Below are 20,268 nucleotides of genomic sequence, written 5' to 3' on the forward strand. Positions count from 1 at the left end.
AATAATAATGGGAATACACCGGACAAATACTAAGGTTATTATCGTTACGCAAAAGCGTCATTTTTTTAAAGAACGTAGCGGACGATATCAATAGCCGTTAATTCTGTATAAATTGTTTCGATATGCTCTTTACTGGTAACCGTCACCGCAATTGAAAGCGAATGGTAAGTCCCTTTCGAACTGGCTTTAATTTTAGGAGAGTAATCACCGGGTGCATGCTTTTGTAGTTCATTAATCACTAAATCAGGTAATTCGTCGCAAGCAACGCCCATAACTTTAAAGTTAAGTACGGTCGGAAATTCTAATAATTCATCAAACTTGGTTTTCATTTTCTCTCTCTAAATAGTACTTGGTCAATAGTCAATCTGGGGGTATTTTATCATTAATCAAATAAAATGTGATCATTGTATTTACCGCTTTTATTATTAATCACAATTTTGTCTTAATAATAAAAAACTCGGCATGAGCCGAGTTTAAAATGACACATTTTTTATTTGCTAACTAGTTCACAAATTGTAGTTTCACATAGTCGACTAACTTGCTGAACATGCCGCCTTCATTAACTTCTTGCAAAGTTACTAATGGGTATTCTGCAATGTCTTCGCCGTCTAAGCGTAAAAATAGTTTACCAACAACGGTTCCCTTAGCTAACGGTGCTTTTAATTGTTGGTCAAGTTCGATACTGGCTGCTAAATTTTTACGTTGACCACGCGGAACTGTAATAGGTGTATCGAGTAAAATACCCAAGTCGACTTCTTTTACATCGCCCATCCAAACTCTATTGGTAGCAAATTTATCACCCGCTTTATAAGGGGTATAGGTTTCGAAGAAGCGAAAGCCATAATTAAGTAACTTTTTACTCTCAACTTTTCTTGCTCGTTCGCTTTCCGTCCCCATAACGACACTAACTAAGCGCATTCCGCCTTTGGTAGCGGATGAAACTAAACTGTAACCTGCCTGAGCGGTATGACCGGTTTTTAAACCGTCAACATTCATGCTTTTATCCCATAATAAATTATTACGGTTGTATTGTTTAATATTGTTATAGCTAAAAACTTTTTGGCTATAAATTTTATATTCTTCTGGTACATCTCGAATAAGTGCCATTGCCAGTGTTGCCATATCACGGGGTGTTGTCTTGTGTTCTTGGCTGTCTAGACCGTGGCTGTTTTCAAAATAACTAGAACTCATTCCTAGTGCTGCCGCATGACCATTCATTAACTGAGCAAAGGCACCTTCGCTACCTGCAATATGTTCAGCCATAGCAACACAAGCATCATTACCTGAAGCGACAATAATCCCTTGATTTAATAACTCTACAGAAACTTCAGTACCAACTTCAATAAACATAAGCGATGAACCCGGGAAGTTCTTTGCCCAAGCTTTTTCACTGACTTTAACTAAGTCAGTGTTGTTGATATTGCCACTGGCTAATTCTTTACCTATGATATAACTGGTCATCATCTTTGTTAAGCTAGCTGGCGCTAACAAAGCATCGGCATTACTCTCTGCAAGAACTTTACCTGTATTGAAATCAATAAGGATATGACCTTTTGCTTTAACTTCTGGTGGTGAGGGAATAATGGTTAATGCTTGGGAAAAAGATGAAAAAGTTAAAGAAATTGCGCCTAAAAGGCAGAGAAGTTTTGTTGAGGTTTTAGCCGTTTTTTTAGCTAATGGGTAAGTCATAATATTCCTACGAAACTGAATGATAAAAGAAGAATTTTTCAGCAGTATACCATCTTTGTTACTGATTGCTATGGTGCTATCGTGGCAAATTGTTACGAATGATTACTTCAGACTGAATGCTTTTGGATAACCTGATTTTTTTAAACTGGTCAATAGGGTGTTTAACGCCTCTTCATCGTTGATTGGGCCCATTTGTACACGAAAAAGGCCATCATTCATTGGGATTATGGTATTTATTTGATATAAATTCTCTAGGGCTTGGGCTGTTTTATTGGCAAGCACTTCATTCTTAGTGGCGAAAACTTGAATATATTTACGTTGTTCACTATCTGTAGATAAGTTGTTTTCAGTCAGTTTTTCTTTTATCTCAGTAACAGAAAAATCAGTAATAGCAGTGATCGTTACATTAGCCACGCCTGTTTTCATCATACCCAGTTTATAAGCCGCACTGTACGATAAATCAATAATTCGGTTTTGATGAAAGGGTCCGCGGTCATTTACTCTAACAATTACTGATTGACTATTGGCGTTGTTAGTGACTTTTAAGTAAGTGGGTAGGGGTAAATTTTTATGAGCCGCACTCATAGCGTACATATTATAAATTTCACCATTTGAGGTTAAATGACCATGAAATTTTTCACCATACCAGGAAGCAATACCCGTTTGGCTAAAATTTTCAGCACTTTTTAATACCGAATAAGTTTTGCCGCGCACTTGATACTGGCTTCTATTACCGCCTCTACTATGGGGTTCTGCTCTTGGCGTAATATCAATAAGCTCACTTGCGGTAGGCGCTCGGCTGGGCATACTATCTTTGTGTTGTTGATAGCGTCCGGTATTGACACTGCAGGCAGAAATCGAGACTAAAAGCGTGATTATTAATAATTGTATTTTCACTGGCAGATTCTTTTTATGTTGTTAATCAATTTAAGCAATAAAACGCTTATGGGTACTAATCGCCATTAGCATGCCAAAACCTGCAAGTAATGTCACCATCGATGTTCCACCGTAACTGACTAAGGGCAAAGGAACGCCAACAACAGGCAATAATCCAGACACCATACCTATATTGACAAAAACATAAACGAAAAAGGTTAAAGTTATACTACCGGCTAAAAGTTTTGTGAATGCATGGTCGGCATGGACAGCAATCCATAAGCCTCGCATTACTATTATTAAATAGACACTGAGCAGTACGGCGACACCTACAAAGCCAAATTCTTCACTAAACACCGCGAAAATAAAGTCGGTATGGCGTTCAGGTAAAAATTCTAGTTGCGACTGTGTACCTTGTAACCAACCTTTGCCATGTAAACCACCTGAACCAATGGCTATTTTTGATTGAATGATATGATATCCAGAGCCAAGTGGGTCTTGCTCTGGGTCAAGAAAAGTTAATACACGCTGCTTCTGATAGGGCTTCATCAAAAACATCCAGAGAATGGGTGCAAATGCCGATGCTAAGCCAATACAAGCGATAATGAGTTTCCAGCTTGCTCCGGCAAGAAAAATCACAAAAACACCTGAACTGGCGATTAACAGTGACGTACCTAAATCAGGTTGCTTAGCAATTAATAAGGTTGGCAATAACACTAAAATAAATGCAATGGTGATGGTCGATATTTTAGCGGGTAAGTCATATTGGCTAACATACCAAGCGATCATAATGGGGACAATCAGTTTCATTATTTCAGAAGGCTGAAATTTCATAAAACCCAAGTCTAACCAACGCTGTGCGCCTTTACCTATATGACCGAATAAAAGTACGGCGATTAAGAGCAGCAAACCTAAAATAAATACGGGCACCGCCCATTTTTGATAGGAAAGGGGAGGGATTTGAGCAACGGCGAACATCACCAACAATGCTATACCTAAGCGGGTTATTTGACGGTAAACAATGGCAGTTTCTTGGCCACCTGCACTATAAACAACAAATAGCCCTAAGGTCATTAATGCTAAAATACCCAATAAAAGAGGCAAGTCAATATGAATTCTTTGCCAGAAACTTCGCTGCTTTTGTTGATCATGGCCAATATTACGCACTAGTTACGTCCTGTGTTTTTGTCAACACCATAAACATTATTGTGTTGTGGATGCTTACTTTTATCGGTACTAATAATGACTCTATCACCAAAATATTGATCCATAACTTGGCGCGCTACGGGCGCAGCATTAAAACCACCACCGCCTTCTAAAACATTTTCAACGACAACAGCAACCACTATTTCTGGATTCTCATAAGGAGCAAAAGCGACAAACATAGCATTGTTTCGCTGCCTTTCTTTAGTGGCTTCTGCATCATATTTTTCATCTTGTTTTTTTGCAATAAGTTGTGCTGTACCCGACTTTCCTGCGGCGTCATAGCGAGCACCTTTAAATGCAGGATATTTCTTTTGTGCCGTGTTATGCATAGCATCAAGCACTAAATCCCAGTGTTTATTGTCTTTTAAAATAATCGGAGGTTTATCATCATATTCTGCCATCTTAGTGACCATTTTATTGACAATATCAGCATCACGCTCAGCGGTGGTGATTTCCTCATTGATTTGAACTTCTTCCACGACTAACTCGGTAGTAGCACGTAAAAAATGTGGGATTTTAATGTCGCCTTTATTCGTTAAAATAGAAAAAGCTTGAGCTAGCTGTAACGGTGTTACTGTCCAATAGCCTTGACCAATACCAACCGCGATTGTATCGCCGGTATACCAAGGTTTATTGTATCGACTACGCTTGGTTTCTCTACCAGGCAAAATAGCGCGTTTATCTTCCCAGATATCAACACCCGTAAGATCGCCAAAACCAAATTTTTCCATCATGTCGGTAATCGTATCAATATCTAATTGATACGCTAAATTATAAAAGAAAACATTACATGAGTGTTCAATGGCTTGATTAAGATCTACCCAGCCATGACCGGGCGCCCACCAATCACGGTATTTACGTTCAAGACCTTTTAGCTGAAACCAGCCAGGGTCGTAGAAGCGTGATTTATTGGTGATTACACCTGCTTCTAATCCTGTTAATCCGAGCAAAGGTTTGACTGTTGAGGCGGGTGGGTAACCTTGTACACTTCGATTAAGTAATGGTCTGTCGTTTTTAGGATTAAGTAATTTACGATAGTTCTTACTGCTAATGCCATGAACAAATAAGTTTCCGTCATAACTTGGGTTTGAATACATTGCCAATATCTCACCACTTCGTGGATCAATTGCTACTACAGCGCCACGCTTACCAGCTAAGGCACGTTTAGCAATCATTTGTAATTCAATATCAATACTTAGGGTTAAGTTTTTGCCTGATATTGGGGGCGCATAATCAAGCGTTCTTATAATGCGACCTTGATTATTTATTTCAACTTCTTGATGACCAATAGTGCCATGAAGAATATTTTCATAATATTTTTCTAAACCAAGCTTACCTATGTTACGCGTTGCTGCATAATCTTCATCTAAATTTTCTTCGGCCAAACGAATTGAATCTTTAAGGTTAATGCGGGCAACATAACCCAAAGAGTGGGTCGTTAAATCACCAAATGGGTAGTATCTTTTAAGACGAGCATCAATAAAAAAACCAGGGAATTTGTGTTGATTGACAGAAAATAATGCAACTTGCTGTGCGCTTAACCGCGAGTGCAGTTCTACCGGTTTAAAGCGTCGTTTACTTTTTAGCGCTTCAAAAAGTTTTTGCTGCTTTTCTTCACTGATATCAAGCAACTCACTGACTTCTACAATGTGTTTCTTCAAATCAACCGTTTGCTCAGCAATAACCTCCAGTGAATAAACGGGTTTGTTATCAGCGAGTAGAATGCCATTACGATCGTAAATTAGTCCGCGATTAGGTGCAACGGGAAGGAGTTTTATTCGATTGGAATTAGAGCGAGTTTGATATTTTTCATAAGAATTAATTTCTAACTCGTAGATATTGCTAATTAAGGTTAACAATAAAGCGAGTATACCGATAAAAGCAATAAAGGTTCTGCGCGCAAATAAATTAGCTTCTGCCGAATGGTTTCGAATAGCAACACGTTTGTTCGATGCCATTATTACTCTCGGTGATACGGGTGGTTATTGTTAATGCTCCAAGCTCGATACAGACTTTCAGCAACAACAATACGCACCATTGGATGTGGCAAGGTTAATGGCGATAAAGACCATTTTTGTTCTGAAGCTTTAATACAAGCGGGGGCTAAACCTTCGGGGCCACCAATAAGTAAAGCCACATCGCGGCTGTCTAATTGCCAACGCTTAAGTTGTTGGGCAAGTTGTGGTGTTGTCCACGGTTTACCTTCCACTTCAAGCGTAACAATACGGTTACCTTTTGGGATTGCGTTTAGTAATAATTCGCCTTCTTTTTCTAGAATGCGAGCTATATCGGCGTTTTTACCACGCTTACCTGGCGGGATTTCTACTAAATGAAACGACATGTCGCGCGGAAATCGACGACAATATTCGTTAAAGCCTTGAGTAACCCATGCTGGCATTTTATTGCCAACAGCATATAAGGTAAGTCGCATAATAGTTTAGTTTACCTTCACTATTAGCTTAGTTCCACAATTCTTCTAACTGGTAACGGTCACGAATTTCGTCTGTCATTACGTGAACAATTAAATTGCCTAAATCAACTAACGCCCATTCGCCAACATCATTACCTTCAATACCTAACGGCTCAATACCTTTAGCGCGGCATTCGATGGCAACCGATTGTGCAATAGATTTAACATGGCGATTCGAGTTACCTGAACAGACAACCATATAATCAGCAAAGCCTGATTTTTTTCCGATGTCTAAAGTCGTGATGTCACGACCTTTCATTTCTTCGATTTTTTCAATAACAAATGCGTTTAACGCTTCAACTTGCAAGGGAATTACTCTTAGTGTAAATAATAATGCGCTATAATATCATCATTTTTTCTGCAGGTTAACTAGCAAATTATTTTTGATAGAGTTTTTTTTCAATAATGTAATGATGTACGCATTCTGTTAGGTGATTATTCTGTTTTTTATTGCTTAAAAGTTGTTGGCGTATTTCACTTGAAGAAATATTAAGCGACTGGTTTTGATGGAAAATAATGCCGCCAGCATCTTGTTGCTTTATTTCTGCTAGGTCATCTATTTGATGGTTTTTTAATAGTTGTTGAGTGGCGGTATTAATTTGATTTAATTGATAGCCAGGTCGAATATTGACGACAATATGACAGAGTGACAAAATAGTTTGCCATTGATGCCATAGAGTAAAGTTAAGGAACGAGTCCATCCCTATGATAAAAAAAACCCGACTGTTGGGTTGCTCTTGTTTTATTTCACGTAAACTTGTGACGGTATAAGAAGCGCTATGTCGTTTTAATTCGCGATTATCAAGCTGAAATAATGGCTGCTGTTGGCAAACAAGGTTCACCATAGCTGTTCGGTGCTTAGCGCTGGCTGTTGTGGTGTTTTTATGAGGCGGCAAATGGGCAGGTAAAAAGAAGAGTTGTTCAACATTAAGCCATGCTGCTGTTTCTTTTGCTGTTTCAATATGGCCATTATGGATAGGATCAAATGTTCCCCCCATTATGGCAATATCTTTCTTAATTTCGCTTACTCGCTTAGCCGAATTCATAATCTAAATTGAATTTTTTGGTGGTTTGCCCGTGATAGAGACTTATACAAACATCTGCCAGTAATATAAAAGGATTAAAGTCACTACTGGTTTTACTGATCAAGTCAGTTTGTGCTAAACGCGCTTGAGCTTGGTAAATATTGTCACGACTAATATGTTTAAGGGCATACTGATACAAAGGTTTCTTTTTATCCCATATTCGATATTTTTTATAAATACTATCGATACTCTCACCTTGTTCAATTTGCTCTAGCATAGTTGATAATTGCGCTATCTCTTTGTGAATAAACCAAATAAGCTGACCGATTGCGGCGCCTTCGTGTTGCAGTTGATCTAACATGCCAATACATTTTTGCAAGTCACCACTAAGTAAGGTATCAACCACCTGAAAAGGGTTAAATTTTGCTTGTTTAATGAGTAATTTTTCTGCGTCTTCAGCAACAATTAGTTGTGTACCAAACAACAATGAAAATTTTTGTAATTCTTGTTCTAAAGCCGGTAAGTTACCTTCAAAAAGCTCTATCATCAATGGGGTGACATCGTGATGAATATTTAATTTATGCTGTTTTATTTGTTGATTTAACCACTGTTGTAATTGACGACCTTCAATATCATAAAGCGGGACAAAACAACCTAACTGTTCTAATGATTTAAACCATTTTCGTTTTTGACCCGCACTGTCGATTTTAGGGCCATGAAAGATTAGCTGTACATCAGGATGAAAGTTTTCACTGAGTTTAAGTAGTATTTTACTGCCGGCGTCAGCTATTTTCCCGGTGACCAGTTCTATTTCAATGATGCGCTGTGCTGAAAATAGGCTCATCGCTTGATACTCTTCAACCAAAAGGTTCCAGTCAAATTTATCGTCAGCACTAAAACGGATAACTTCACTAAACCCCTGTTGCTGACAGTGCTGTTTTATTGCGGTTAAGCTGTTGTTCTTTTGCCAAGGCTCATCACCAAAAACTAACCAAACAGGCTTAAACCCCTGATTGAGGGTATTAGATAGCTGGTTATGATAGATCCGCATTAGATTTTAATCGTAGAGAGGTCGCGTAAGATTTTATTAGCCGCTTCTTTACGCATTTCACTTAACATTAATTCCAGTTCCCGACTTTTAGCAAGTGCAATATTGGGATCATCTTGATAATCGCGATTAAGTTCAAAAACAAAAGAGCGAACATCATTTTGTGAAAGTACTAGCTGATATCTAACGGTATAAATCAATTCGTATTCTGCCACTTGCCCATTTGGAAATACGGATAAAGTGCGACGATTTAGGCTGTCTTTTGAAAGTTTAAGTTGCGGGACATTCTCTGTAGCTTGACTCAGCAACTTTATTTTATTTATCGTTAAGTGCTGCTTAACTTGGCGAGTAAGTTCACCAAATTTATCAGCGGAACTTAAGTGCAAAGTTTGCAGTTGCGGCGATAATAAGTAATCACCGCGTAAAGCAAAGCCACAGCTTGATAAAAACAAGGTGAGTAACACCAAAGTAGCCGTGGCTACCCGTGTTTGGTGTTTTGTCTTTTTTTTGTGCATATGGCTCATTCTTATTACCTTGTAGGACTTTTTCGCGATTAGTTAGCAACAATGTTTAAAAGTTTACCCGGTATATAGATAACTTTACGAATTGTCTTATCATCAATAAAGCGGACCACTGTTTCATCACTTAAACCTAAGGCTTCAACTTCTTCTTTGCTGGCGTTGGCTGAAACGGTAATTTTTGCACGTACCTTACCGTTAACTTGCACGATAATTAACTTCTGGTCTTCAACCAAAGCACTCTCATCAACGATAGGCCAAGATGCTTCTTCAATCGAAGCATTATCGTTATTAGCGCCACCTAATGTTTTCCAAATTTCATGACACATATGTGGTGTAATTGGTGTCAACATTATAATGACCGCGCGAACGGCTTCTTGCATAACTGCTCTGTCTTCAACACTAACCAAACTTGCTTTCGATAAATGGTTCATTAATTCCATTATTGAAGCTATAGCGGTATTAAAGGTGTTTCTTCGGCCAATATCATCACTGACTTTTGCTATAGTTTTGTGCAACTCGCGGCGTAATGTTTTCTGCGCTGCATTTAAGGTTAATGTGCTCAGTAACGCCACTTCGCCATGTTCTTTGACTTGCTCGCTAAAGTCAAAGGCGAGTTTCCAAACACGCTTTAAGAAACGGTGTGCACCTTCAACACCTGAATCAGACCATTCAAGGGTTTGCTCTGGTGGTGAAGTAAACATAATAAATAAACGTACAGTATCTGCGCCATATTTACCGATAACTTCTTGTGGGTCGATGCCGTTATTTTTTGACTTTGACATTTTACTCATACCAGCAGAAATAACTGGTTTGCCGTCAAGCTTGCTAACAGCCGCAGTAACTTGTCCTTTTTCATCACGCTCAACGTCTACGTCTGTTGGTGAAATCCAATCTTGACCACCATTATCTGCTTCGCGGTAATAAGTATCTGCTAATACCATGCCCTGACATAATAACTTTTTAAACGGTTCATCACAGTTTACTAAACCGGCGTCACGCAATAACTTGTGGAAAAAACGTGCGTAAAGTAAATGTAAAATAGCATGCTCAATCCCGCCGATGTATTGATCAACAGGTAGCCAATAATTTGCCTTAGCGGGATCAATCATTTGGGTATCATCGTTCGGTGAACAGTAACGTGCGTAATACCAAGAGGATTCCATGAACGTATCAAAAGTATCAGTTTCACGGAATGCTTCTTCACCGTTATAAGTGGTTTTTGCCCACTCAGGATTGTCTTTAATCGGTGATGTAACGCCATTCATGATAACATCTTCAGGCAACTCAACGGGTAACTGGTCAAGAGGTACAGCGACAGATTCACCATTTGCTAGGTGCATCATAGGAATGGGAGTACCCCAATAACGCTGACGAGAAACGCCCCAGTCACGCAAACGGTAGTTAACTTTTACAGAGCCTTTGTTTTCACTGATTAATCTTTCTGATATCGCTTTAAAGGCCGCTTCAAAGTCTAAACCGTCGTATTCACCTGAATTAATTAACAAACCCTTTTCAGTAATTGCTGCTTTACTGAAATCGTCGTCTTTGCTACCAGCAATAACTTGGGTAATGTCCAAACCGTATTTAGTGGCAAATTCGAAGTCACGTTGATCGTGGCCAGGAACAGACATTACCGCACCTGAACCGTAATCCATTAAGACAAAGTTTGCTGCCCATACTGGAACGATGTTACCCGTTAGTGGGTGAATCGCTTTAAGACCGGTATCGGCACCTTTTTTCTCCATCGTTGCCATATCGGCTTCGGTAGATTTATTGGTTTTACATTCAGTAATAAAGTCACTCAAAGCTGGGTTGTTTTTTGCTGCAGCTAAAGCCAGTGGATGCTGCGCAGCAAGTGCTACGTAAGTAACTCCCATAAGTGTATCTGGACGTGTAGTGTAGATGTCAAAGCTTTCATCTGAATCTGCAACTTGGAAGGTCATTTCAATACCTTCGCTGCGGCCAATCCAATTACGTTGCATGGTCTTAACTTGTTCTGGCCATTCGGTAAGTTGGTCTAAATCTGTAAGTAACTCTTCAGCGTAATCAGTAATTTTAATAAACCACTGTGGAATTTCTTTACGTTCAACCGGTGCGCCTGAACGCCAACCGCGTCCGTCAATAACCTGTTCGTTTGCTAATACTGTTTGATCAACGGGATCCCAGTTGACCGTAGCATTTTTCTTATAAACTAAACCTTTTTCGTAAAGTTGCGTAAAGAACCATTGTTCCCATTTGTAATAGTCTTTTTTACACGTCGCTAATTCACGGCTCCAGTCGTAAGCAAAACCCAGTGATTGTAATTGGTTACGCATGTAATCAATATTTTCATAGGTCCATTTAGCCGGCGCTGTTTTGTTTTTAATTGCCGCATTTTCTGCAGGCAAACCAAATGCGTCCCAACCCATAGGTTGCATAACATTTTTGCCTTGCAGGCGTTGATAGCGAGAGATAACATCGCCTAAACTATAATTACGCACATGCCCCATATGTAAACGTCCACTTGGATAAGGGAACATAGCAAGACAGTAATATTTTTCTTGGCCGGGCTTTTCTTCGGCTTTAAAGGTATTGTTATCAGTCCAAAATTTTTGAACTTGCGCTTCGATAGCTTGGGGATTGTAAATGGATTCCATTAAAGATTTCTCAAACACTTTAGAATGTGGTGTTCATTAGCCAATCAATAGTAAATTGACCGCGATCATGAACGCATAAAAATAATGGCGATAGAATACCTTATATACCTGTCTCACATCAAGATACTGTTTTGAGCATATTGAAGTAAAGGAAGGATATGTTATAGTTTTTAGAAGTTTATTTGATTTGTTTTTTCTATAAAGCTATGACTAGCTATACTTAATCTATAAGTCGTCAAGGAATGTGTTATGAAATCAAAAAATAGTGTTTTTCAAGAGCTTTATCAAGCTTTAGTTACATGGGCTGAAGATGTTAACCAGCATGAGATAACTGATATTGTTAACAAAGTAGAGCAAAGTAAGCTTTACTTGCAAGCGGCAGAAAAATTACCTGAAGAGAAAGTTAAGCAGTTTGTTGATAATTTACGTTTTGATATCAACGAATTTATTACTCAAAATGAAGCACAAGCCAAACATTCCCTCTATTTAGGCTTACTCAATGAGTCTTTCTGGAAAAATATGCAAGCGATCACTGATAAGTCACAAGTGGAGTGGTCAGAGCTTGATGAAGATATTAAGCATCGTGGTCTATATAAAACGGGCGACTTTATTGGTTTTGGTTTGTTAGAGTGCCAGCATTGCCAAGAAAAAATAACATACAGTCATGCGGCGGATGTTGCTGATTGTTTTAATTGCGGCGGTAGTTCTTTTATAAGGTTACCCTTTGCTCCTTAAAACGAAGCTGGGACGCCACTAAAATTTACTAATTATTTAAAATGAGGGTACACTGGCAGTATTAAATTTATTAATTATTATACGCTTGTTTTTTAAGCGTTATCAGTGAGATATTGCATGCCTTCATCCGTTAAGTTAACTTCTTCAATTACTCGGTTACCTGTTGAAAAATTAACTGCTCAATTATCTGCTGAGCAGTTTTCTAATGCTGAAGTCACTCCTGATGTAGAGCAAATTATTATCGGTCATGCTCGCGCTAAAGAGGCGCTTGAATTTGGTTTGTCTATGGAAGCTCCTGGTTTTAATGTTTTTGCTATGGGAGAGCATGGTACGGGTAGACAAACCTTAATTAAGCAAATGTTAGCGACAACCGCTGGCAATCAAGAAACGCCTTATGAATGGTGTTATATCAATAATTTTGATGATGTTCATGCACCGCACAACCTCTATTTAAGTCCCGGAGATGGTAAACAATTATTGGCACGTATCAATACTTTTATTGATGAATTATTAGACGTGTTTCCTGAGATTTTTGATAACCCAAGTTATCAACGACAAAAGTCGGCGGTTGATCGCGCATTTAATAAAAAATATGATCAAGCCATCGCTGAAGTCGAAGAAAGTGCTTTAAAAGATAATGTTTTATTATTTGAAGAAAATGGAGAGATTGGTTTTTCACCGCTGGTTGAGGGAAAACCTTTAAATGATAAAGAATTTGCCGGTTTAGATGAAGGTAAACGTGCTGACTTTTATCTGTTGCTAGATAAATTAGAAAATTTTCTTTCTGAAAAATTGATTGAATTACCACAATGGAAACGCATCTCATCTGATAAATTACGTAAATTAAAAAATGAGACAGCAGAACAAGCTATTCGGCCGTTCCTAGAAGAATTAGAGCATGAGTTTGCCAGTAATATTGGTGTGTTAAAGTACTTGTCAAAAGTAAAAACCCATGTAGTCGATACTGTTTTAGAAATTCTTGTTGATGAAAGTGTTGAGAACAGAAACGATAAAGATGCGCGTAAACTTATGGTTGAACAATTTTTACCTAATTTACTCGTTTCTCAAAAACCTGATGCTGGCGCTCCTGTTATTTATGAGCAAAACCCAACCTTTCAAAACTTATTTGGCCATGTTGATTTCGCGAGCTTTCAAGGAAGCACCTATACCAGTTATCGATTAATTAGACCTGGAGCGTTACATAAGGCTAATGGCGGTTATTTAATTTTAGAGGCAGACAAGCTACTCAATCAACCCCTTGTCTGGGCACGTTTAAAATTAGCGCTTAAATCACAAGAAATTACCATTGAAAATCCTTACTCTGAATATAGTCAACCGGGCTCATTTAGCTTACAACCTGAAAAAATTCCATTAAACGTTAAAGTGATATTGCTCGGCGACCCCGAAATTTATTACATGTTGCAAGACTATGACCAAGAGTTCACCGAATTATTTAGGGTCTTAGCAGACTTTGATCAGTATCTTGAAAGTAACGAAGAAAATCTTAATGATTACGCTCATTTGATTCGCCAGCGTGCACATAAATACAACTATCCACATGTCAGTAATGAAGCTGTATTAGAGCTAGTGCGCTATGCATTGAGACGTGCAGAGCATCAACATAAGATTTCGGCTAATATTGTTCAAGTAAACGACTTACTTGATGAAGCTTTTTATTTGTGGAAAAAAACAGACAACAAAGGTCATTTAACTGCCAGCCATGTTGCTTTAGCGCTTGCAGCTAAACAGCGAAGAACTGGCCGAATGAGTGAGGCATGGTTAGGCGAAATAAAAGAAAAACAAGTATTGATTGACACCCAAGGGCACCATATCGGTAAAGTAAATGGTTTAACTGTCTTAGAAATAGGGGACAGTGTTTTTGGAACGCCTGCGCGCATCACAGCAACCGTTTATGCGGGAAGTGAAGGTGTCACTGATATAGAAAGAGAAGTAGACTTAGGTAAGTCTATTCACTCCAAAGGCGTGCTGTTATTAACCGGGTATTTAGGACATAAATACGGGCAAGGTTTTCCAGTGTCAATTTCTGCCAACCTTGCAATAGAACAGTCTTACGGACATATTGATGGTGACAGTGCGTCTATGGCGGAACTTTGTGCGCTTATTTCTGCTATTTCTTTACTGCCAATTAAACAAGGCTTTGCCATTACTGGTTCGATTAATCAGCACGGAGGTGTGCAATCAATTGGTGGCGTTAATGAAAAAATTGAAGGTTTTTATCGTTTATGTAAAGACGAAGGCTTGACGGGAAAGCAAGGGGTTATTATTCCGCGCACCAATGTTAATAATCTGATGTTAGCGGACGATGTTATTGAAGCGGTTAAAAACAATCAATTTGCCATTCACGCTGTTGAAGACATTGATCAAGCATTAGAGTTGCTGATGAATGAACCCGCCGGAGAAATTAGTCGAACGGGGCGCTACCCAAGAAAATCTATTCATGGTTTAGTTTTAAATAAACTTTCACTTTTTTCTGATTTGTTAACGGGTGCTGACGAGTAATTAAAATATTATCTACGTTTAAATGATTTTAATATAGGTCAGGCATATAAGCGTCTGGCCTTTTTTATATCAATGTCTAGATAAAATGACCGATATAGTTCAGACCACAGAGGATTACTTGTCAGTATTTATAATTTAACCCTAGCCGTTTCTTTTTATGGCTAATCTCATTACCCCTGTTATTTATCTTTATTGGTATTAAATACATTTTTCTGATTGTTTTTTGAACAAAATGATTTATATACCTTGAATAATAAATAAATGTCAGTATAATGCGCGCCTCGATAACAGTGATTCTGACTTGAATATTTTCTTTCACACTGGTTATACGAAATGAGTGGGGTTTTCCGCCCAATAGACTTCTTAGCTAATATTCTTTATTAGCCCTATGTTCTTTAGTGAACGTGCCTTAAGTCTTCCTGGTGGTTTCCTCGTATATAACGCGGAATGTTTTGGTTACTTTTAACCTATTCCGCCACAAGAGAAGACAAAATTTATGACTACTTCTAACGATGCTCCTGTGAGCTTTGACTCTTTAGGCTTGCCTGAAACTTTATTATCTGCTGTAAAATCTATCGGTTTCGAAAACTCAACTGATATTCAAGCAAAAACTATTCCGCCATTATTAGCGGGTAAAGATGTTTTAGGTGAAGCACAAACAGGTACAGGTAAAACTGCTGCCTTTGGTTTACCTGCATTGGCTAAAATTGATGTTTCATTGAAAAAGCCACAGTTAATGGTGTTAGCACCAACACGTGAATTAGCGATGCAAGTTGCTGAAGCCATTGAAAGCTTCGGTAAAAATATGAAAGGTTTATTGGTTGCTACTTTATACGGTGGTCAATCATACCAGCCACAATTTCAACAATTAGAGCGTGGCGCTCAAGTTGTTGTTGGCACACCTGGTCGTTTAATGGATCACTTACGTCGTAAGAGTCTAAAACTAGGTAACTTATCTTTTTGTGTACTTGATGAAGCTGATGAAATGCTTAACATGGGTTTCCTTGAAGACATTCAGTGGATACTTGACCATTTACCAGAAACGACGCAAATGGCTTTGTTCTCTGCAACTATGCCACCAGCAATTCGTAAAATTGCTAACCGTTTCTTAAAAGATCCAGAACATATTAAAATTGCTGCTGTTAAACAGTCAAAAGCAAATATTTCTCAATTTGCTTGGAAAGTTAGTGGCATTCGTAAAATTACCGCTTTAGAGCGTATAGCTGAAATCGTTGATTATGATGCGATGATAGTTTTCGTACGTACTCGTAGCGACACGGTAGAAGTTGCAGAACAATTAGAGCGAGCTGGTTACCCAGCATTAGCTTTAAACGGCGACATGAACCAAGCACAGCGTGAACGTTGTATCGAACAAATGAAATCAGGTAAGTCATCTATATTAGTGGCAACTGATGTTGTTGCTCGTGGTTTAGATATTCCACGTATTTCATTAGTGGTTAACTATGATTTACCAGGCGATAATGAAGCTTATGTTCACCGTATCGGTCGTACAGGTCGTGCAGGTCGTGAAGGTATGTCAATTGCATTTGTTCGTCCTCGCGAAATGCACTCTCTACGTCATTACGAACGTTTAACTTCAGGTGTTATTAACACTTATGAATTACCAAATATTGAAGAAATTGGTAAAAAACGTATTGAACGTACACGTGTTGAAATGGCACAAATTGTTGCAGATAAAGATTTAGTAAACATGCGTGAAATTGTTGAAGCAATGGCCAATGAATCAGAGCTTTCTATGACTGATTTAGCTGCAGCTTTATTGTTCCAAAAACAATTAAACCAGCCATTACAACCAAAAGAAGATCCTAAGCCTCGTCGTGAAACGCGTGAGCGTAGTGACCGTGATTCTAGAAGTGAGCGTGGTGGTCGTAACGAAAGTCGTGGCGGCAGAAATGAACGTGGTGGTGAACGTGGCGCTGAGCGTGGTGGCGAACGTGCTCCTCGTAAAGTTAAAGTTAACCGTACCGACGTTGATTGGCAGACATACCGTTTAGAAGTAGGTAAAGAGCATGGTGCACGTCCTGGTGATATCGTTGGCGCAATCGCTAACGAAATTTCGTTAGATAGTAGCTACATTGGTGCAATTAACTTACATGATAAACATACTTATGTTCAGTTACCAAAAGGCATGCCAGAGAAATCATTTGAGCAATTAAAGCGTGTTAAAATTCGTCGTCAATCATTAGAAATTACGGTTTCAGATGTTAAGACGGTTGAATCAACACCAACAACTGATCGTCCTCGTAAACGTCAAGAGCGTTCTAATCGTCCTAGCTAGTCGATAAATAAATAATAAAAAGGTACGTATATCGTACCTTTTTTTATGCCTGTAATTTACCAAAAAGCATGAATACTTTAGCGTTAATTAGTCATGTAAACATAACTGAACAGCTGTTGGCTAAGCACTATATGGCTTGTCTTGACGTCGAATACATTCCGCACAGATAGCACGTACATTTTCTGTTACGCTGCGATGTTTTATTAGATTTGCTTTGCGCTATCTCTTCATTGAAAACCTAGTAATAATGCACCCATTGATTCTTTAAGAGAGATAAACATGACTGATGTAAAAAATCCACTTAACCTTCGTGGTATAGAATTCACTGAATATGCGACACCCGATTCAGATTTTATGGAAAACGCTTTTTATGGTTTTGGTTTTTCAAAAACGAAAAAGTTTAAAGGTCGTGATATCGATTACTTTAATCAAAATGATATTCATTTTTTATTAAACAATGAAAAAGCAGGCTTTTCAAAAGAATTTGCTAAAAGCCATGGTCCTGCTATTTGCTCTATGGGCTGGCGTGTAGACGATGCTGATTTTGCTTTTGAAGAAGCGATTAAGCGTGGTGCTAAATCTGCGGCTAACGAAGACAACAAATTACCCTATCCAGCTATTTTTGGTATTGGTGACAGTTTAATTTATTTTATTGAGAAATTTGCAGCATCAACGACTAATCCGGGTTCTATCTACGAAGATGACTTTGAAGCGATTGACGCTCCGGTTATTAACGAAGATAAAGGTTTTTTACGTGTTGATCATTTAACGAACAATGTTCATCAAGGTACGATGGAGCATTGGGCTAATTTCTATAAAGATATTTTTGGCTTTACCGATGTGCGCTACTTTGATATCAAAGGTGAGAAAACTGCACTAATCTCATACGCGTTAGCGTCGCCTTGTGGCACTTTCTGCTTACCAATTAATGAAGGTAAGGGTAAGAAGAATAACCAAATCGATGAGTACTTAGATGAGTATAACGGTCCTGGTGTTCAGCATTTAGCCTTTATCAGTGATGACTTAGTTGGTTCTTTAGACAAGTTAGATAAAAATATTATTGATACCCTTGATATCGTCCCTGAGTATTATGATGACGTATTTAAACGCATTCCTTGGGTTAAAGAAGATCATAAACGCATTCAAGATCATCAAATTCTTGTCGATAGCCAAAAAGAAAACTCGTATTTATTACAAATTTTCACTAAAAATATTTTTGGCCCAATCTTTATCGAAATGATCCAACGTGTTGACGACCAAGGTTTTGGAGAAGGCAATTTTACCGCTTTGTTTAAATCTATTGAGCTTAACCAAATGGAAAAAGGTACCGTTTAATTTTTATAAATTAGCGGTATAATGATCAAAGGTCTGCTTATGCAGGCCTTTTTTATTGCTCTATTTGGCTCAGTTGCTTGAGTTATATCGAATAAACCTAAGTAGAACATAAACTGATAAAATTTATTTTAAGATTTTCTAGCTAGGATATAAGGGAAGAGTATTGTTCAATAATACGGTTAATCGATTGTTTCTCATTATCTTTTGCTGCCAGTAACAGACGCTTATAATGGCCAATGGTTTTCGCTAAATATTGTTGATGTGATTTAATCGACAAATCCCACATTTTATCACCGGTAGGTGATATTTTATTTAAAGGGTTATCAATATCGGCAGATGCACTAAACTGTTTTTTGACATGGATAATTTCATAGCAACGTTTGTTTTCAGTAACGATGCATTCATCCAGTAAAGAAAAATTATGAGCTATTAGGGTTTGTCTTACAGGGTAGTTGTAATGTACGGGGCAAACAATAAACTCTATTTCACTTGTTGGGGGGACGAGCGAGTTTTGCTGAAAATTAGTGATGATACTTTCAATAAAACTAATGAGTAGCTCTCCACCAACGCCAGCAATAATAACTAACTGTTTATTTTGTATTGCCAACGGTAGCTTTGCGACATCAATACAATGGACCTGCCAAGCTTGAATATAGTCGTCTGTACTAAAGTGCTTTTGTAATAATGACTCAAGATGCGTGGTTAATGAGGGAAGAATATCGACAAAATGAACGGTGTCAGCTGTTTGGCGCTTTAATAATGTTAGTCCCAGTAAACCATGATCACAGCAGCAATCCCAAATGCTTTGATAGTGAGTACTGACCATATCATCTATTTTTTGCAATCGTTGACTAATGTTTCTCATCTGCGTGCTTAAACCAAATTAAACCAATTTTTTTGCTGGCTTTCATCGAGAAAACTCCAAGCAATAAAACGACTGATTTTTTGTCCTTGCGCCATATCTACAACTTTTATTTGTTTGGCTTTCGACTTATTAAGCGTCTGCTTTAGTTGGCTAATGTGGTCTTTTTTTGACACTAAGCAGGTAAACCATAGCACTTGTTTTTGGATAGATTTACTTTCTTTTATCATCTGATTAATAAAGGCAAGCTCGCCACCTTCGCACCATAATTCCGCATTTTGACCGCCAAAATTTAACGGTACACTGGGGCTGGTTGTTAGGGAGGGGTTGAACGTTTTTTTATTTGCCGCTAAATTTTTGACTTTCCGAGCTGACCCTCTTGTTGCCTCAGCCAATGAACGATGAAAAGGTGGGTTACACATGGTTAATTCAAAGCGATCATCTTCTTCAATGATGCCATTAAATATTTGTGAAGAATTTGGCTGTAAGCGACAAGTAATCGATTTTTTAAACGACTTGTCAGCAGAGATTATTTGTTTGGCAACTTTAATGGACGTCGGGTCTATATCGGTGCAAGTAAACTGCCATTGATATTCACGTTGACCTAAAATAGCATAAATGCAACTTGCCCCGGCGCCTATATCAAGTACTGATACTTTGCTTTCCTTTAAGGTTGAAGTTGCTGGGAGTGATATTGCTAATAAATCAGCAAGATAATGAATATAGTCGACTCTGCCAGGAATAGGTGGACATAAATACCCCGTAGGTATATCCCATTGATTTACTTGATAGTGATATTTTAATAATGCCTGATTAAGTGCTTTTACCGCCTTTGCATTGGCAAAATCAATAGATAAATTCTGATATTTATTGGTATGAACAAAGGGTTTTAATGTCGGTAACGACTGGCACAATGCTAAAAAATCATAACCGTTGTTATGGCGGTTGCTTGGATGAAGGTTTTGTTTTAATGGCACGAATTTTCTCTACAAATAAATAACCCTGACATTTTAACATTTCCTTTATAGCCATGCCACATGATAATA

The 20,268-nt window shown here is 38.2% G+C and carries 17 protein-coding genes; 4 read left to right on the forward strand and 13 right to left on the reverse strand.

Features of this window, described 5'->3' with window-relative positions; genetic code table 11:
* Window positions 1-65: 65 nt before the first annotated feature.
* The 11 genes from ybeD to leuS all read right to left on the reverse strand — a co-directional run bounded on the left by ybeD (window position 66) and on the right by leuS (window position 11,471).
* Window positions 66-329 (reverse strand): DUF493 family protein YbeD, encoded by a 264-nt coding sequence (gene ybeD, locus A3Q34_RS15100; protein ID WP_070376102.1) that lies wholly within the window; start codon window positions 327-329, stop codon window positions 66-68.
* Window positions 330-501: 172 nt separating this feature from the next.
* Window positions 502-1,689, reverse strand: a complete 1,188-nt coding sequence (locus tag A3Q34_RS15105) for a serine hydrolase (protein ID WP_083278044.1) — start codon at window positions 1,687-1,689, stop codon at window positions 502-504.
* Between the two features lie 102 nt (window positions 1,690-1,791).
* On the reverse strand, window positions 1,792-2,586 hold the full coding sequence (locus A3Q34_RS15110) for a septal ring lytic transglycosylase RlpA family protein (RefSeq protein WP_269447158.1): 795 nt from the start codon (window positions 2,584-2,586) through the stop codon (window positions 1,792-1,794).
* Window positions 2,587-2,616: 30 nt separating this feature from the next.
* The gene (rodA, locus tag A3Q34_RS15115) at window positions 2,617-3,732 is read right to left on the reverse strand and encodes a rod shape-determining protein RodA (protein ID WP_083278045.1); all 1,116 of its coding nucleotides are present in this window, start codon (window positions 3,730-3,732) and stop codon (window positions 2,617-2,619) included.
* Entirely contained in the window at window positions 3,732-5,729 is a 1,998-nt protein-coding gene (gene mrdA, locus A3Q34_RS15120; protein ID WP_070376104.1) for a penicillin-binding protein 2, read from the reverse strand. The genes rodA and mrdA overlap by 1 nt, the downstream gene beginning before the upstream one ends.
* Window positions 5,730-5,731: 2 nt before the next feature.
* Window positions 5,732-6,202, reverse strand: a complete 471-nt coding sequence (rlmH, locus tag A3Q34_RS15125) for a 23S rRNA (pseudouridine(1915)-N(3))-methyltransferase RlmH (protein WP_070376105.1) — start codon at window positions 6,200-6,202, stop codon at window positions 5,732-5,734.
* 28 nt (window positions 6,203-6,230) lie between these two features.
* Window positions 6,231-6,548, reverse strand: coding sequence for a ribosome silencing factor (rsfS, locus tag A3Q34_RS15130; protein ID WP_070376106.1), 318 nt, complete (start codon window positions 6,546-6,548; stop codon window positions 6,231-6,233).
* A 70-nt stretch (window positions 6,549-6,618) separates the two neighbouring features.
* Window positions 6,619-7,287: a nicotinate-nucleotide adenylyltransferase gene (nadD, locus tag A3Q34_RS15135; RefSeq protein WP_070376107.1), complete on the reverse strand. Its 669-nt coding sequence runs from the start codon at window positions 7,285-7,287 to the stop codon at window positions 6,619-6,621.
* Window positions 7,274-8,317: a DNA polymerase III subunit delta gene (holA, locus tag A3Q34_RS15140; RefSeq protein WP_070376108.1), complete on the reverse strand. Its 1,044-nt coding sequence runs from the start codon at window positions 8,315-8,317 to the stop codon at window positions 7,274-7,276. Before holA ends, nadD begins: the two co-directional genes overlap by 14 nt.
* A complete protein-coding gene (locus tag A3Q34_RS15145; protein WP_231907366.1) occupies window positions 8,317-8,838 on the reverse strand; it encodes an LPS-assembly lipoprotein LptE in 522 nt (173 codons plus the stop codon). The genes holA and A3Q34_RS15145 overlap by 1 nt, the downstream gene beginning before the upstream one ends.
* A 29-nt stretch (window positions 8,839-8,867) precedes the next feature.
* Window positions 8,868-11,471: a leucine--tRNA ligase gene (gene leuS, locus A3Q34_RS15150; RefSeq protein WP_070376109.1), complete on the reverse strand. Its 2,604-nt coding sequence runs from the start codon at window positions 11,469-11,471 to the stop codon at window positions 8,868-8,870.
* A 249-nt stretch (window positions 11,472-11,720) separates the two neighbouring features.
* On the opposite strand from leuS, the gene A3Q34_RS15155 reads away from it, so the two are divergent.
* From A3Q34_RS15155 to hppD, 4 genes are all read left to right on the forward strand, one after another.
* The gene (locus A3Q34_RS15155) at window positions 11,721-12,206 is read left to right on the forward strand and encodes a zinc ribbon-containing protein (RefSeq protein ID WP_070376110.1); all 486 of its coding nucleotides are present in this window, start codon (window positions 11,721-11,723) and stop codon (window positions 12,204-12,206) included.
* A gap of 117 nt (window positions 12,207-12,323) precedes the next feature.
* Entirely contained in the window at window positions 12,324-14,726 is a 2,403-nt protein-coding gene (locus tag A3Q34_RS15160) for an ATP-binding protein (RefSeq protein ID WP_070376111.1), read from the forward strand.
* A 496-nt stretch (window positions 14,727-15,222) separates the two neighbouring features.
* Entirely contained in the window at window positions 15,223-17,025 is a 1,803-nt protein-coding gene (locus A3Q34_RS15165) for a DEAD/DEAH box helicase (protein ID WP_070376112.1), read from the forward strand.
* 279 nt (window positions 17,026-17,304) lie between these two features.
* A complete protein-coding gene (gene hppD / locus A3Q34_RS15170; RefSeq protein WP_070376113.1) occupies window positions 17,305-18,360 on the forward strand; it encodes a 4-hydroxyphenylpyruvate dioxygenase in 1,056 nt (351 codons plus the stop codon).
* 142 nt (window positions 18,361-18,502) lie between these two features.
* On the opposite strand, the gene A3Q34_RS15175 is transcribed toward hppD, so the two are convergent.
* Window positions 18,503-19,225, reverse strand: a complete 723-nt coding sequence (locus A3Q34_RS15175; protein WP_070376114.1) for a tRNA (adenine(22)-N(1))-methyltransferase — start codon at window positions 19,223-19,225, stop codon at window positions 18,503-18,505.
* Between the two features lie 8 nt (window positions 19,226-19,233).
* The gene (rlmF, locus tag A3Q34_RS15180) at window positions 19,234-20,199 is read right to left on the reverse strand and encodes a 23S rRNA (adenine(1618)-N(6))-methyltransferase RlmF (RefSeq protein ID WP_070376115.1); all 966 of its coding nucleotides are present in this window, start codon (window positions 20,197-20,199) and stop codon (window positions 19,234-19,236) included.
* Between the last annotated feature and the right edge of the window lie 69 nt (window positions 20,200-20,268).

Source organism: Colwellia sp. PAMC 20917, from assembly GCF_001767295.1.
Taxonomy (GTDB): domain Bacteria; phylum Pseudomonadota; class Gammaproteobacteria; order Enterobacterales; family Alteromonadaceae; genus Colwellia_A.